Source organism: Chryseobacterium sp. PCH239 (assembly GCF_018924625.1).
In the GTDB taxonomy this organism is placed as follows: Bacteria; Bacteroidota; Bacteroidia; order Flavobacteriales; family Weeksellaceae; genus Chryseobacterium; species Chryseobacterium cucumeris.
Genome location: NZ_CP073027.1, coordinates 3,060,255 through 3,075,629 on the forward strand (window position 1 = coordinate 3,060,255; position 15,375 = coordinate 3,075,629).

The 15,375-nt window shown below is 37.2% G+C and carries 13 protein-coding genes; 12 read left to right on the forward strand and 1 reads right to left on the reverse strand.

Annotated elements, in window-relative coordinates:
* Positions 1-80 precede the first annotated feature (80 nt).
* A complete protein-coding gene (locus KBP46_RS14135) occupies positions 81-896 on the forward strand; it encodes a T9SS type A sorting domain-containing protein (RefSeq protein ID WP_123278636.1) in 816 nt (271 codons plus the stop codon).
* Between the two features lie 74 nt (positions 897-970).
* Positions 971-2,248 carry a DUF6080 domain-containing protein gene (locus tag KBP46_RS14140; RefSeq protein ID WP_253297048.1) on the forward strand — a complete coding sequence of 426 codons (1,278 nt, stop codon included), beginning with the start codon at positions 971-973 and terminating at the stop codon, positions 2,246-2,248.
* Between the two features lie 54 nt (positions 2,249-2,302).
* On the opposite strand, the gene KBP46_RS14145 is transcribed toward KBP46_RS14140, so the two are convergent.
* Complete coding sequence (locus KBP46_RS14145; protein ID WP_062673122.1) at positions 2,303-2,860, reverse strand: hypothetical protein; 558 nt, start codon at positions 2,858-2,860, stop codon at positions 2,303-2,305.
* Between the two features lie 184 nt (positions 2,861-3,044).
* Between KBP46_RS14145 and KBP46_RS14150 the strand changes: the two genes are divergently transcribed.
* The 10 genes from KBP46_RS14150 to KBP46_RS14195 all read left to right on the forward strand — a co-directional run bounded on the left by KBP46_RS14150 (position 3,045) and on the right by KBP46_RS14195 (position 15,375).
* The gene (locus KBP46_RS14150; RefSeq protein ID WP_047426932.1) at positions 3,045-4,403 is read left to right on the forward strand and encodes a c-type cytochrome; all 1,359 of its coding nucleotides are present in this window, start codon (positions 3,045-3,047) and stop codon (positions 4,401-4,403) included.
* A 23-nt stretch (positions 4,404-4,426) separates the two neighbouring features.
* Positions 4,427-7,489, forward strand: a complete 3,063-nt coding sequence (locus tag KBP46_RS14155) for a TAT-variant-translocated molybdopterin oxidoreductase (protein ID WP_123278637.1) — start codon at positions 4,427-4,429, stop codon at positions 7,487-7,489.
* A gap of 25 nt (positions 7,490-7,514) precedes the next feature.
* Positions 7,515-8,912 carry an NrfD/PsrC family molybdoenzyme membrane anchor subunit gene (gene nrfD, locus KBP46_RS14160; RefSeq protein WP_034691792.1) on the forward strand — a complete coding sequence of 466 codons (1,398 nt, stop codon included), beginning with the start codon at positions 7,515-7,517 and terminating at the stop codon, positions 8,910-8,912.
* Positions 8,899-9,420 (forward strand): DUF3341 domain-containing protein, encoded by a 522-nt coding sequence (locus tag KBP46_RS14165; protein ID WP_027371993.1) that lies wholly within the window; start codon positions 8,899-8,901, stop codon positions 9,418-9,420. Before nrfD ends, KBP46_RS14165 begins: the two co-directional genes overlap by 14 nt.
* A gap of 1 nt (position 9,421) precedes the next feature.
* On the forward strand, positions 9,422-10,111 hold the full coding sequence (locus tag KBP46_RS14170; protein WP_034691797.1) for a cytochrome c: 690 nt from the start codon (positions 9,422-9,424) through the stop codon (positions 10,109-10,111).
* 8 nt (positions 10,112-10,119) lie between these two features.
* Positions 10,120-11,451 (forward strand): hypothetical protein, encoded by a 1,332-nt coding sequence (locus KBP46_RS14175; protein ID WP_034691800.1) that lies wholly within the window; start codon positions 10,120-10,122, stop codon positions 11,449-11,451.
* An 87-nt stretch (positions 11,452-11,538) separates the two neighbouring features.
* Complete coding sequence (locus tag KBP46_RS14180; RefSeq protein ID WP_216443517.1) at positions 11,539-12,582, forward strand: hypothetical protein; 1,044 nt, start codon at positions 11,539-11,541, stop codon at positions 12,580-12,582.
* 116 nt (positions 12,583-12,698) lie between these two features.
* Positions 12,699-13,898: an NTF2-like N-terminal transpeptidase gene (locus KBP46_RS14185; protein WP_062673114.1), complete on the forward strand. Its 1,200-nt coding sequence runs from the start codon at positions 12,699-12,701 to the stop codon at positions 13,896-13,898.
* 3 nt (positions 13,899-13,901) lie between these two features.
* Complete coding sequence (locus KBP46_RS14190; RefSeq protein WP_216443518.1) at positions 13,902-14,438, forward strand: adenine phosphoribosyltransferase; 537 nt, start codon at positions 13,902-13,904, stop codon at positions 14,436-14,438.
* A 229-nt stretch (positions 14,439-14,667) separates the two neighbouring features.
* Positions 14,668-15,375, forward strand: a complete 708-nt coding sequence (locus KBP46_RS14195; RefSeq protein WP_062673110.1) for a hypothetical protein — start codon at positions 14,668-14,670, stop codon at positions 15,373-15,375.

Consider the following 15,375-nt stretch of genomic DNA (forward strand, 5'->3'; position numbering starts at 1 on the left):
AATATTCATAAAAAATCAAAAAACATGTAATTATTTTCATTTTTTTATTACATTTACTAACAACTTTAAACGTAAACCAAATGAAAACAAAATTACTATTCATTTCCCTAATCTCTTTTGTATTTGGGAATGCACAGATTCTCACAGAAACTTTTCAGGGTACGACATTTCCTCCAACAGGATGGACAACCGGAACAAATGTGGCTTCAAGACCTTGGGGATTTACCACTACCATATTTAATGCAACCGGACAAGCAACATTCAATATCAATGGTGGAAAATCTGCCGCTATAGGATGGATTGCCCAGGCACAGGACGCTCATTTAACAAGCCCCTCCTTCAGTTTGGTAGGAACAACAAGTCCGGTACTAAAGTTCAATGCTAAAATTGGATACGAATACATGGTTGATCCAAATCCTAACGGAGATTTAAAAGTAGAGGTCTCCACAGATGGAGGAACTACCTGGAATCAGGTATGGGTTGAAGAAAACTACGGAGTATATACGGATTATGAAACATTAGCAATTACCGTGAGCTTAGCTTCCTATGCAGGGCAGGCGAATGTAAAATTCAGATTCCACTATGTTGCCAATGATGCAGATAGTCTTTCCATAGATGATGTTCAGGTTTTAGCAAGTGCTACATTAGCGACTCAGGAATCCAATGCTAAAGTTAAAGAGTTCACAAACATCTATCCAAACCCTACAAAAGGAGAAATCAATATAAAAACAGACAAAAAAATCAAATCTACTACAGTAATTGATGCAAGCGGAAAATCTCTACTCAACAATACTTCAGAAAGATTGGATATTTCTTCGCTTCCAAAAGGAGTTTATCTATTAAAAGTAGACTTCTCAGACGGAACTTCCAAAACCGAGAAAGTAATCAAACAATAACAACGTTTATACAAACTTTTATAACCACCAATTTTGGTGGTTTTTTTATTTTACTTTTGCAAAAAATTTGACCCGTGTCTTTTATCAAAACAAAATTTATCAATTTTCTTAAACTGGTTTTCCCATCCACTTATACCGAACTGGCAGTATTTCTGTTTTTCACTGTCTGCTATGGAATTCTGGGATCTTATATTGCCCTTCATTACAGGATTATTTTTGACAGCAGAATTCCATGGGATGCCTATTTCAGCTTTGACAACAAATCTATCCTTATGACAGGAGGCAGCTTTGAGAGACACCCTTTATCTTACTATTTTTTTAACTGGATAAGAGAATTTTCGTTATTTATTTCAGGAGGAAAAATGGATGCTAATTTCAGGCTTACTCTGGCATGGCTCAGTAATATCATCATCACATTGAACATTGTTCAGGTATTTAAATATGTAAAGAATATCATTCAGCTTCCTTTATGGTTAAGCCTTTTAATCGTATTATTCTTTGGAGCTTTTGCCACTAATATCATCTTGTCTTTCACACCGGAAAACTTTACCTACACTTTATTTTTACTATCGCTATACAACTACTATGCGGCAATCAAACTAAGGAAAGAAGAGAAAATACCAGCAACAGCCTTATCATTGGCTGGGATTACTATCGGAGGACTTACTATTACCAACTTTGTAAAAGTTTTCATTCCTCTTATTTTTGAGAAAGGCATTTTTACAAGCTGGAAGAAGTTCGGAAATGCAACATTAAGGGCAATAATTGCGGTTATTTGTTTTATCCTGCTTTATCTGAACAGAATCGATTTTAAATATCAGAATATCTTTTCAAAAACCAATCAGCAATATGAAAAGTTTTCCAATGTAGAATCTATGCCGACATGGGATATGATTCTTTCATTTTTCTTTGGCGGGAATATTCTTTTCCCCAGCTTCATCATGTCGGACAAGCACAATATGAAAGGGTTCAATTTCAAAGGACTTTATATGGATCTTTATTCATCTGCCATTCCTTACTTTTTCGTAGCAATATTATTAATCCTGATAAGTTGGAGTTATTTTAAAAATTTCAAGAATAAATGGGTCCAGATCATTACTATTTCATTTGCAGTTGATATCATCATCCATTGCGTGATGAGATTTGGTCTTCATACTTCCTACATCTACGGAGGACATTTTGTTTTTGTCTATCCTTTGCTTGTAGGATGGCTCTTTTTTGCGTACAGATCATCACCGAAAATGATGTCATTTTTAACATTCATTGTGGCAATATTATTTACTTATCTGCTGATCAACAATATCTTTAGAATGGCAGAATTCTTCTGGTTTATGGAAAATTATTATCAATAAAAAAAGCTGAGAAATTTCTCAGCTTTTTGTTCTTTATATTGAAATAAATTCTTCTTATTTCGCCTCGGCACAGAAAATTCTATACTGTACTGCAACTGCAGATTTAAAGTATTCTCTGATTTTCGAAAGATCACTGGCGGCACTTTGTTTTGTGAAATAACTTCCAGCTAAAATCTTATAATTTGGTCTTAAAGAAGCATCGGTCTCCACTTTCAGATTCGGGAATCTTTTTCTGAAATAAGACTTCACCTCATTAGCCTCCTCATTACTTTTTACCGTTGTAATCTGGATTTTGAACCCTAAAATTCTAGGATTTTTCTTACAGATTTCAGCATTGGTAAGCTCTCTGCTCGGTACAAAGATCTTAGGTGGTTTTGTATTGATTCCTGTAGAAATTCCACTATCATTATTACCGAAATCTTTAGGAGAATTTGTTGGAGTAACTTTCGCACACTTTCCTTCAATTCCTTCCAAAGCAGCATTTATTTTGGAATCCATTGTCATAATAAGCTCTGTTCCTGACAGGGTATCCTTTTTAACAACTTGTTGTGCTTCAATATTATAAAATCCAAATAATGATAATATCGAAAATATTTTGATTAGATTTCTCATTTAAACTTGTTTCCGCAAATTTATACAAATTAAAAAACTATACCAAACTGGTTATTTAGAATCAATACAAATTAAACGTAAATGATATTTTCCCTTTTCGATATACCGTTAAATTCCTGTTAAAAATATTATTTTTGCGGAATTGATTGAATGTTCAATAATTTACTAACATAAGATAATTTAAATGATTAGTTGGAGAAAGCATTATAAAAAAACGTTGATCGCAATAGGCTTATTGCTATCAACCAGTGCTTCATTTTACGGGCAAGACGGCGATCCTAAAAACGGAGAGAAACTTTTCAAAGCGAATTGTACTGCATGTCACGCGCTGGACAAACAAGTTGTAGGACCACCTCTAAAAGGGGTTGTAGAACGTGTAAAGACAGAAGGTGGTGTAGACAAAGATTGGCTTCACAAGTGGATCAAAGACAACAAAGCTCTAAGAGCTTCTGGGGATAAATACGCCAATGAGATTTTTGAAAAGTTTAACAAGACTGAAATGCAGGTCTTTCCAAATCTTACAGATAAGGATATTGACGACATTTTAGCTTTCACAACTAACCCTCCTGCTCCGGAGGAGAAAAAACCGGAAGCAACTCCTGCAACTGACGCTACTGCGGCAGCTCCTGCAGACAAAACTACAACAAACGTTGTCATCATTTCACTTTTAGCGATCGCAGGTTTACTGGTTTGGATCTTGGTTAAGCTAAGACAATTGGTAAAACTAGGTCAGTCTGAAGATTTAGCTGGACTTAATGAAACAAGAGTTCGTTCTTTCAGTGAAATGTATGAGAAGTTCCACTTCATTGGTAAAGGTTTATTGGCAATCCTTGCTATTTTAGCCGCTTACGGAGTATGGAACTGGTTAATGTGGATCGGGGTTTACAAAGGGTACAAACCTGAGCAACCTATCTACTTCTCTCACAAAATTCACGCCGGAGAACAGAAAATTGACTGTCAGTTATGTCACTCTAGTGCTAAATACGGAAAAGTATCTGAGATTCCTTCTATGAACGTTTGTATGAACTGTCACAGAACGATTTCTGAATACAACGCAGATCACTACATGGAGCCAGGAAAAGACAAGGCATTCTATGACGGAGAAATTCAGAAGATCTACGCTGCAACAGGTTGGGATCCTGCAAAACAACAGTATACAGGAAAAACACAACCGGTTGAATGGACAAGAATCCACAACATGCCAGACTTCGTTTACTTCAACCACTCACAGCACGTAATTGCTGGAGAACAAGCGATCATCAATTCTTTCAACAAAAAGAATCCTAACAACAAAATTGATGTTGTATGTAAAGCTTGTCACGGTAAAATTGATACAATGAATGTTGTTCAGATGGCAAACGACTTTACTATGGGATGGTGTATCGAGTGCCACAGAACGACTGAAGTTGATATGAACAACGGTTATAATAAAGAGTACTTCAAAAATCTACATGACAAGTTGAAAAAACAATATCCTCAAGATGGAGGTAAGATCACTGTAGATGCAATTGGAGGTCTTGAGTGTGGTAAATGTCATTATTAATAACTAAAAAATTAGAAGTATAAATGGCTTCAAACAAAATACAATTCAGAAGTATTCATGAACTTAAAGATCCAGCTTTGAATAATAAGCTGGCTCAGAAAGAGTTTCAGGAAGAAATTCCGGTAGAAGATTTCCTTGGAGATGCTGAGAAAAACGGATCTAGTACTTCAAGAAGAGATTTCCTTAAATTACTAGGGTTCTCTACAGCAGCAGTAACATTAGCTGCCTGCGAAGCTCCGGTAATCAAAACGATTCCTTATGTGGTAAAGCCGCATGATATTATTCCGGGAATCCCTAATTATTACGCTTCAACTTATTTTGACGGTTTCGACTTTGCTAGTGTTTTAGTAAAAACCCGTGAAGGTAGACCTATCAAAATTGAACCCAACCCGGCTGGTGGTGATTTAGGTAAAACTAACGCAAGAGCTCAGGCAAGTGTACTTTCTCTTTATGATAACGATAAAGTAAAGCAGCCTAAACTAGACGGTAAAGATGAAACTTTCGATAAAGTAGACAGTTTCGTTATCAAAGGGTTGGAAGAAGCTAAAGCGTCAGGCAAAAAGATTGTGGTTTTATCACACTCTTTTCCTTCACCAACTTTCAAAAAGTTATTCGCTGAATTCAAAGCTAAATATCCTACAGCGGAATTAGTAACTTATGATGCATTCCCTTACTCTGCAGGATTAGATGCAGCACAGGAAGTATTCGGACAAAGAGCATTACCTGTTTATGACCTTAACGGTTCTGAATTGGTAGTTTCTTTCCAGGCTGATTTCTTAGGAGATTATAACGCTTCAAGCTTAGAGACTTCTTATGCAGCAGCTAGAAAACCAGGAGCAAGCATGTTGAGACACATTCAGGTGGAGTCTAACATGTCATTAACTGGAGCTAACGCTGACTCGAGATACAGATTAAAACCAAGTGCTGTAAACAAAACTTTAGTGGAAGTTTACAATGCAATCGTAGGTGGTGGTACTACTGATAAGACTGCAACTGAAATTGCTAATGAATTGAAAGCAAAAGGAAGCAAAGCTGTTGTTTTCGCTGACGGTTCTAAAGGAGCACAGGTTTTAGCACACTTAATCAACCAAAAATTAGGCTCAGTAGCTTTCACAGGTAAGGCAAACTTCCTTAAAGAATTCAACGCTGCTAAATACCAGGAATTCTTAGGATGGGTAAACGGTGGACAAGTTGGTGTATTGATTACAAACAACGTGGACCCTATCTACTCTCATCCAAAAGGAGAAGATTTCAAAAAATCGTTATCAAAAGTTCCTTACGTAGTTGCTGTAGCAGATAAGAAAAATGAAATGTACAAAGCAGCGAAAGCTGTCATTCCGGTAGCGAACTGGCTAGAGTCTTGGGGAGATATCGAACCACAGACTGGTGTATATTCATTAATGCAGCCAACAATTCAGAAAATCTACAAATCAAGACAGATTGAAGAATCTTTATTGGTTTGGAAGAATGGTAAAAACAATGCAGCAAACAACTACTACGATTATTTAAAAGCAAGCTCTGCTTCTCTTTTAGGTGGTACTTCTTTCAACAAAGCATTGTACAACGGTATCAACGCTTCTACCAACGCAACTACTTTAGCTTATGCAGGAGGAAACGCTGCTCAGGCTGTTGCTGAACTAGGAAACTTTAAAGCTTCTGAATTAGAATTAGTATTATACACTAAGACTTCAATGGGAGACGGTACTCAGGCAAACAACCCTTGGTTACAAGAGTTACCTGACCCAATCACAAGAATGTCTTGGGATAACTACCTTACAATTTCTCCTAAAGATGCAGAGAAATTTGCAATTGACAACGATCTTAACGCGAGAATGCAGTTAGATGGTTCTATTGTAAACCTTACTGTAAACGGAGTTAAAATAGAAAACGTTCCTGTATTCGTACAACCAGGACAAGCCGAAGGATCTGTAGGTCTTGCACTTGGTTATGGTAAGAAAAACTCAGGAGCAACTGCTGATACTGGAGTAAATGCTTATCCTTTATTTGACGGTTCTAACCTTGTGCTTTCAGGTGTTAAAATTGAGAAAACAGGAGAAGATCACGAGTTCGCAGGTATCCAGCTTCAAAATACATTGATGGGTCGTTATGAAATCGCGAAGGAAGTTCCTTTGGCAGATTTCATCAACGTAGCTTTCGATGATGAACACAAAGGATGGAACAAACCTTTGGAATACCACACGATCAGCGGAGCACTTCCAGCGAGAAAAATCGACCTTTGGGATGCTTTTGATGATACAGATGGTCCTCACTTTAACTTATCTATCGACCTGAACTCTTGTACTGGTTGTGGAGCATGTATTATTGCTTGTCAGGCAGAAAACAACGTTCCTGTAGTAGGGAAAGAAGAAGTAAGAATGTCCAGAGATATGTACTGGTTAAGAATTGACCGTTACTATTCTTCAAGACAAACGGTAGAAGTATACGAAGGATTGAAAGAAGGAATGGCTGTACCAGAATTATACGGTACTGCATTCAACAAAGAAGGAGGTGCATTAAACCACCCAGCAGACAACCCGGATGTAATCTTCCAGCCAGTAATGTGTCAGCACTGTAACCACGCTCCATGTGAAACTGTATGTCCGGTAGCGGCTACTTCACACGGTAAGCAAGGTCAAAACCATATGGCTTACAACAGATGTATCGGTACCAGATATTGTGCAAACAACTGTCCGTACAAAGTAAGACGTTTCAACTGGTTTACTTATAACCTAAATGACAAGTTCGATTTCAACATGAACAACGATTTAGGAAGAATGGTACTTAACCCGGATGTAGTTGTAAGAACTAGAGGGGTAATGGAGAAATGTTCAATGTGTATCCAAATGACTCAGAATACTATTCTTGAGGCTAAGAAAGAAGGAAGAAGAGTGAAGGATGGAGAATTCCAGACTGCTTGTTCTAAAGCTTGTTCTACTGGAGCAATGACATTTGGAGACATGAATGATAAAGATTCTTCAATTAGAAAGCAGTATGCATCTAACAGAAGATATTATTTACTAGAGGAGATCGGAACAAAACCAAACGTGTTCTATCACACTAAAGTAAGAAACAGAGTAGAAAAATAAAGTTTAAATAATAAATAGGTAAAAAATGTCAGGACATTACGAAGCTCCGATAAGGGAACCTCTAATTATTGGTCACAAAACTTATCACGATATTACAGAAGATATCGCACGACCTATCGAAGAAAGAGCAGGTAAATTATGGTGGATCTCATTATATGCTGCACTAGTTCTATTCCTCTATGGATTCGGCTGTATCGCTTACACTATCGGGACAGGTATTGGAGCATGGGGGCTTAACAGAACTATTAACTGGGGTTGGGATATTACCAACTTCGTATGGTGGGTAGGTATCGGTCACGCCGGGACCCTAATCTCCGCAGTATTATTATTATTTAGACAGAGATGGAGAATGTCTGTAAACAGATCAGCAGAGGCGATGACGATCTTTGCGGTTGTACAGGCAGCAATCTTCCCTGTAATCCACATGGGTAGAGTTTGGGTTGGATACTGGGTATTCCCTTTACCAAACCAATTCGGTTCTCTTTGGGGGAACTTCAACTCTCCTCTACTTTGGGACGTATTTGCGATCTCTACGTATTTCTCAGTATCAACTGTATTCTGGTTTATGGGACTTATCCCTGACTTTGCAATGATCAGAGATAGAGCTAAAACTCCTTGGACTAAGAAAATTTATACATTCCTTGCATTCGGTTGGGGTGGTAAAGCAAAACACTGGCAAAGATTTGAAGAACTTTCTTTGGTTCTTGCAGGTTTGGCAACTCCACTTGTATTCTCAGTACACACTACCGTATCATTTGACTTCGCAACTTCAGTAATTAAAGGATGGCACTCAACAATCTATCCTCCTTACTTCGTTGCTGGTGCAATATTCTCAGGATTTGCAATGGTACAGACCCTATTGTTGGTTGCAAGAAAAGTGTGTCACTTAGAAGAGTATATTACAATGTATCATATCGAAATTATGAACATCGTAATCATCTTAACCGGTGGTATGGTAACTGTAGCTTACGCAACTGAATATTTCATCGGATGGTACTCAGGATCTAGATTCGAAGATTTCACATATCTTTCTCCGGGTGCTGCTGTAGGACCTTACTGGTGGGCATTCTGGTCATTGATCATCTGTAACCTTGTTATTCCTGCTTCTTTCTGGTTCAAGAGACTAAGAACGAACATTATCTGGACATTCATCGTTGCATTGATCATCAACATCGGTATGTGGTTCGAGCGTTTTGATATCATCGTTATCAACCTTTCAAGAGACTACTTACCAGGATCATGGACAATGTTTAAGCCAACGATCATTGATGTGGGTGTATACTTAGGAACGATCGGATTCTTCTCTGTATTATTCTTATTATATGCAAGAACATTCCCTGTAATTGCACAGGCTGAATTAAAATCGATTTTGAAAATCTCAGGTGAAACTTATAAAGCAAAAGAAGGAGATGAGCACCACTAAAATTGTATACGGACTTTATGCTGACGACGACGATTTAATGAACGGCGTTAAAGCATTCAACGATAAAGGAATCGCAATTAACGAAGTTTATACTCCGTTTCCGGTTCACGGACTAGACAAAGCTTTAGGTTTAAAGAAAACTAGAATTTCTGATGCCGCTTTCATCTATGCTTGTTATGGTGTAACTATTGGTGCTACTCTTACCTGGTACGTGATGAATCACGACTGGCCTCAGAATATCGGTGGTAAACCAGCTTTTGACTGGGGACACAACATGCCGGCATTCGTAGTTCCAATGTTCGAATTAATGGTATTCTGTGCTGCTCACATGATGTCTTTAACTTTCCTAGTTAGAAACAAAATGTATCCAGGAGCTCCTGCTCAGAACCCGGATCCAAGAACGACTGATGATAAATTCATGATGGAATTCGTAACTGAAGATGTAGAATCTGTAAAACAGTTGCTTATTGAAACTGGAGTTGAAGAAATAACTGTTAAAGACGCTTAAAATGAAAAAGAATGTATTAAAAATTACAGCGGTTTTAGGTTTAACAACAGTTTTACTTAACTCTTGCGGACCAAAGGAGAATACTCCGTTGGTATATTTCCCGGACATGTATTTTCCGGTAGCTTATGATCCATTGATGAAAGCTCAGGATGCTTATTCAGATCATGAAAATGAAATTCCTGCTTTTGTTAAAAATAATGGTGCAACAGGTCTTTCTCCGGTTGAAGGATCAGTTCCTCAGAATAAAGACGGAGTTTTTGAAGAAAGCTTATTACCTAAGAATGTTGACGAGTACAACGCAGGGTATGAAGCATCTAAAAAACTTACAGCATCTCCTTTGAACCCAGCTAATGCAGCTAAGGATCTTGAAAGAGGTAAAATACTGTTTGATCACACTTGTGCTGCATGTCACGGTACAGGAGGTGATGGACAAGGACCTATCGTTCAAAGTGGAGCATTCTCTGGAGTACCCAACTATGCTGACAGAGAAATTACTGTAGGATCTGTTCATTATGTATTAACAAACGGTAGAAATGCCATGGGATCTTATGCGGGACAATTGAACGCAGGAGACAGATGGAGAGTAGCAATGTATGTGATGAGTGCTTTCAAAAAAGGAGCAGCAGCACCGGCAGCAGCTACAGCGGCGGCACCAGCAACAACTGAAACGACTACCGAAACTAAAAAATAAGAAAAGAAATGTATAGTTTTTCACCAAAATTAAAATCAACTTCTATAATACTTCTTGTTGTAGGTTTAGTTCTTTTCGGTATTGGTTTCTTTTTGAACAAAGGAATATCTACTGAGAAAATAGAACAAATGATGGAAGCTGTTCATGCTTCAGGTCATACTGCTCCTACACACTCAAGTGAAATGGTTGGACCTCAGGATCACGCGGCTCACCTTGAGCACGCTACATTGCAGGTACACAACCAGCCTTTAGCAGCAATACATTTTGTAGCTGTATTTTTCTTTGGAGTAAGCTGCTGCGTATTATTCTTCTATTCTATTCAGCACGCTGCCCATGCAGGATGGCCAATCATCATTACAAGAGTAATGGAAGCTATTGCTTCTTATATTCCTTACGGTGGTGCAATCCTGGTAATCCTGATGATCTTAAACATCACTCATAATGGTCACTTATTCCACTGGATGGACCCTGAATTGACAAACCCGGATTCTCCGCATTTTGATGTGATCTTATTTGAAAAGAAAAAATTCTTAAATATTCCTTTCTATGCAGTAAGAACTTTAATCTATGTGATTGGTGCTTCTTTCTTCGCTTGGAAATTGAAAGCTCAGTCTAAGAAAGTAGATGAAACGAAATCTAAAGTAGAGTATCAAATGCTTTACAGATGGGCAGTAGGATATATTGCATTCTTCGGATTTGCTTCTGCAGCTTGGGCTTGGGACTGGTTAATGTCTATTGACCCTCACTGGTATTCTACAATGTATATCTGGTATTCAATGGTTAGTTGCCTTTCAAGTGGTATTGCTGTAATCATCCTATTAAGTGTTTACCTTAAGAAAAATGGTTTCTTACCACAGTTCAATGATAACCACTTACACGATTTAGGAGTATTCCTTTTCGCTACAAGTATGCTTTGGACATATACATGGTTCGCTCAGTTCATGTTGTACTGGTATGCCAACGTTCCGGAAGAGGTTAACTACTTCTTCGGTAGATTCCAGCACTATTCTCCTACTTTCTTACCGATGTTGATCATCAACTTCTTATTACCACTATTGGTATTAGTAAGCAGCAGCATCAAGAGAAACTACAAAGTAGTTACTACAATGGCAGTAGTAGTAATCTTAGGACACATCTTAGATTACTTCAACATGGTAATGCCAGGAACAGTAGGACCATACTGGAACACTCCTGAAGTATTCCTGTTAATCCTAGGAGCAATCCTGTTCGTAGCTGGATTATTTATGTTTACTGTACTTTCAGCTTTATCTAAACTGAAGTTGATTCCTACAGGAAACCCATTCTTACACGAATCTGAAATTTATGAGTATCCTTTCTAAGGACTTGTAACAAAATAAAATTATAAAAGACTGATTGTTAAAACAATCAGTCTTTTTTTATGTATATCAGGTAACTCGTCGCCATTGATGGGATCAACAATTAAAAAAACTTACTATGAAAACCAAACTTTTCCTTTACACATTCTTTCTTTTTTATATAGTTTTATTTCTGCACAGACCATCACTTTCGTTTCTGAAAAAAGTAATGCTCCCCTTCCCAGGGTTTCAGTGTTTGGGAAAGATGGAACTATTCTGGCATACTCAGATATTGAAGGCAAGATTGACAAACAATCATTATCTCCCTCGCAGGAAAAGTTTCAGCTTGTCTATAATAATTTTCCTGTTGCCACCTTATCATATTCCGATTTTGACCAGCCCATTATTAAAATCAATGATCAGGTAAAAGAGATTGAAACCGTAGTTATCAAAAATAACAAACCTGCCAAATACATTTTTATCAAAGGAAATTTTAATGCTTACGTGACCGTAAATAATAAACTGAATAGTTATACCGATGGAATTGTAACCTATATTTTTGACAACAAAACAAAAAAGCTAAAAAGTACAAACGTGGAACAATACAGGGTTTTCAGATTGACAGAACCTAAAAACGAGAAGAAAGAAACTTCATCATGGGATTATGGAAATTCTCTACAGATTCCAAAACTTAAAAATGTAGGAAATCCGGAAGAATATAAAACAAAAAGAAATATCATCAGAGAATTGAAAGGCGATCGTAAAGATCAGATTGAGGTGACAGGCGGAGCACTTCAGGAAAAAGAATTTTCATTTTTCGGATATCGATTTTATGATATCAGAACCATATTGAATATGTCTTTTGAAAAGGGATCAGAAAAGACATTGAAAGATTTTCTTGAATACAATGAACTTGTTTTTGTTAAGCTTAAACACAAAAGCGAACCCGAATACAATCAGATTGCCGTTTACACAAATTTCTATCCTACAGAACTTAGCTTTAACAACGACAATGATATTGAAAAAGTAAAATTTGATAAAGAAAACAGTAATTACAAAACTTCTTACTGGCAGGATTCTTCATTCCCGAATATGCAGACCATCTTCAGCAATTTTTTCAAAGGAGACTTAAAAGAACAACCCCAAAAAAAGTAAAAATATAGGATTATGGCTATTATGAAAAAGAAATAAAACAAGCCATAAAACATAAAGTGAAAATAAAATCCAGTATTAATAAAGGTTTTATTAAATTTGCAACAAACCAAATAAAAATGAAAAAGTTTTCTTTTCTACTTGTTTTCAGTCTGTTGCTTTTTACAGCATGTAAGAAAGATCATGTAGATGCTACGAATACTAAAACACTGCAGTCAAGTATCAATGATATGACTTCCAGTTTACCTACCATTAAGCAGATTAAGTTTAATGAAGCTCTTTATATCCTTAAAACATTTGGAGTAGAGGCAGACGGTGATATCAATGAGCTAAAAGCCCTTGGAAAACTGATTAACGGGAAGAAAGTTCCTGAAATCATGTCTTTGGCTGACGAAGTGGCTCAGAAAAACGGAATAGAATGGGCAAGTACTGCCCCACCATCACTTGGAGAGATGAATATCTTCGGGGATGATAAAGCTAAAGAAAGCGATCCTAATGATGTGAAAGCAGGATCACTAAGCCTTGTGACAAGACCTACGGGAGATGACGGAACCGGAGCACCTACAGCAATCCAGATTGTTCCAAGACTTGTAGATGCAGCCGGAAACCCTGTATCTTTCACAGGAGCTGGCCTTGAAGCCACTCTTGAAGTCTTCAGTAACGGTGTAAGATTGGCTACTGCTAAAAACCTTATGCAGGATAATAACTTTAAAGGATTCAATTTAAAGTTCTCTTCTATCCCTGCTTCAAAAGTAGTAGATAATAAAATTGATATCACGGTTTCTGTAAAAACAACTGCCAAGACTTTCAAAATGTCTAAAATCGGGCTTGATGTCAATGCAGCAGCTCTAAAAGTTCCTGCCATCCCAAAAACTGATTCGACAGCGGTGACAGAGCAACCAAGCGCAGTGATAGATCCAAACAATCCAACAGCAACTCCTGGAGCAACTACGGATCCTGCAACAGCTACTCCAGCAACACCAGCTGCACCAAAGCAGCCTACTGCAGACCCTAAAAATACAGTAAGTAAGTTCCTGAACAGTGTGAGTTCTCAAAACTTAAAAGCAGCATACGAAACAGCCAGTAATCCAAGCTGGGGAAGTTATGAATCTTTCTCAAATCCTACTTCAGGCTTTGGATCTGTAAAAAATGTAAATGTAAAAAACATTACGACAAGTGGAGCTAATGCTAATAGTGCGAGCGTAAACGCTACTTATGATGTAACGGATAAAAGTGGGAAGACAACTTCTTTAAAAGTAACTTTCGGGCTTAAAAATGTAAATGGAGACTGGAAAATTTCCAGCTATAAAATTAATTAATAAATGGCTTCAGCAGAACTGATCAAAAGATTAGAAGAAACAATTGAAAATATCCCTGATTTTCCGATTCCGGGAATCCAGTTTAAGGATATTTCACCTATCTTTTTAGACCCAAAACTTTACGAAGATGTCATTGCAGACCTTGTTGCATTCAGTAAAGGAAAAATAGATGCAGTCTGCGGAATTGAAAGCCGCGGTTACCTTTTTGGAATCGCTATCGCTGTGGCATTGGAAGTACCATTTATTCTAATCAGAAAAGCAGGAAAACTTCCCCCGCCAATTATTTCAGAAAAGTATGATCTGGAATATGGAAGTGCCATTATTGAAACCCGTGAAGGCCAGATAAAACCTGGACAAAGAGTTTTAATCCATGATGATCTTTTAGCCACGGGAGGAACTACTGAAGCTGCAGCAAAATTGGTAGAAAAGCAAGGAGCAATTGTTTCACAGTTTAGTTTCCTTATCGGTTTGCAAGGCTTGAAGGGTGATGAAAAACTGAAAAAATTCGGTGCAGAGATCTACCATATTTTAGGATACTAAGATTTAATATATATGCTTCGACAGGTTCAGCATGACAACGCTAATCATTTACTGTGAGATTAGAACAGGCAGTATCAGAAGTGTCATGCTGAGCATCTCGAAGCATCTTTTTTTTAATAAATTCATCATTCACCATTAACAATTCACAAGATTTCGTCAATAATACTCACAAAGTATTTTGTAAATCTCTCAGAAACAATTAAATTTGCATTTCAATTTTTAAAAACTTATGGCAAAATTGGGAAAGAGTGCTCAGAACGAGCAAGAAGGTAAAGAAACAGTTGAGTTCTTTAAAGACCTTGACAGAGAGGCTTTAAACACTGAAAGATTTGTTGAAAAATATTCAAAGCCGCTTGGTTTTGTATTTGGAGCTTTGATTTTAGGAGTTTTAGGATTCTTTGCTTATAAGCAATTTGTAATTGCTCCAAAGAACACTGAGGCTGTAAAAAGTTTCCTTGCTGCTCAAAAAAATCTTACGGAAGGTAAAGATAAAGATGCCTTAGGTGGAAAATCTGCAGCTAATCCTGGTTTTATAGGTACAGCTAATGAATATTCTTCTACTGAAATTGGTAAACTTTCTGCTTACAATGCTGGTTTATTAAAATTCAAAGAAGGAAAATTCCAGGAAGCATATGATCTTTTGGATAAATTCTCTTCCAAAAACAAAACCTTGATGGCAATGAAGTATGGAGCAATGGCTGATGCAAAATCAGGTCTTAACAAAAATGATGAAGCTCTCTCTTTATTAGATCAGGCTGCTACAGCATCTGATGATCCTTATACAACGTATTATTTTACAAGAAAAGCAGGTATTGTTGCTTTAGGATTAAAGAAAAATGCAGAAGCTAAAAAATACTTCTCTGCAATTGACGAGAAATATCAGGACTACGACAACGGAATGTCTGATTCTTATATCGAAATGACTAAATATTATTAA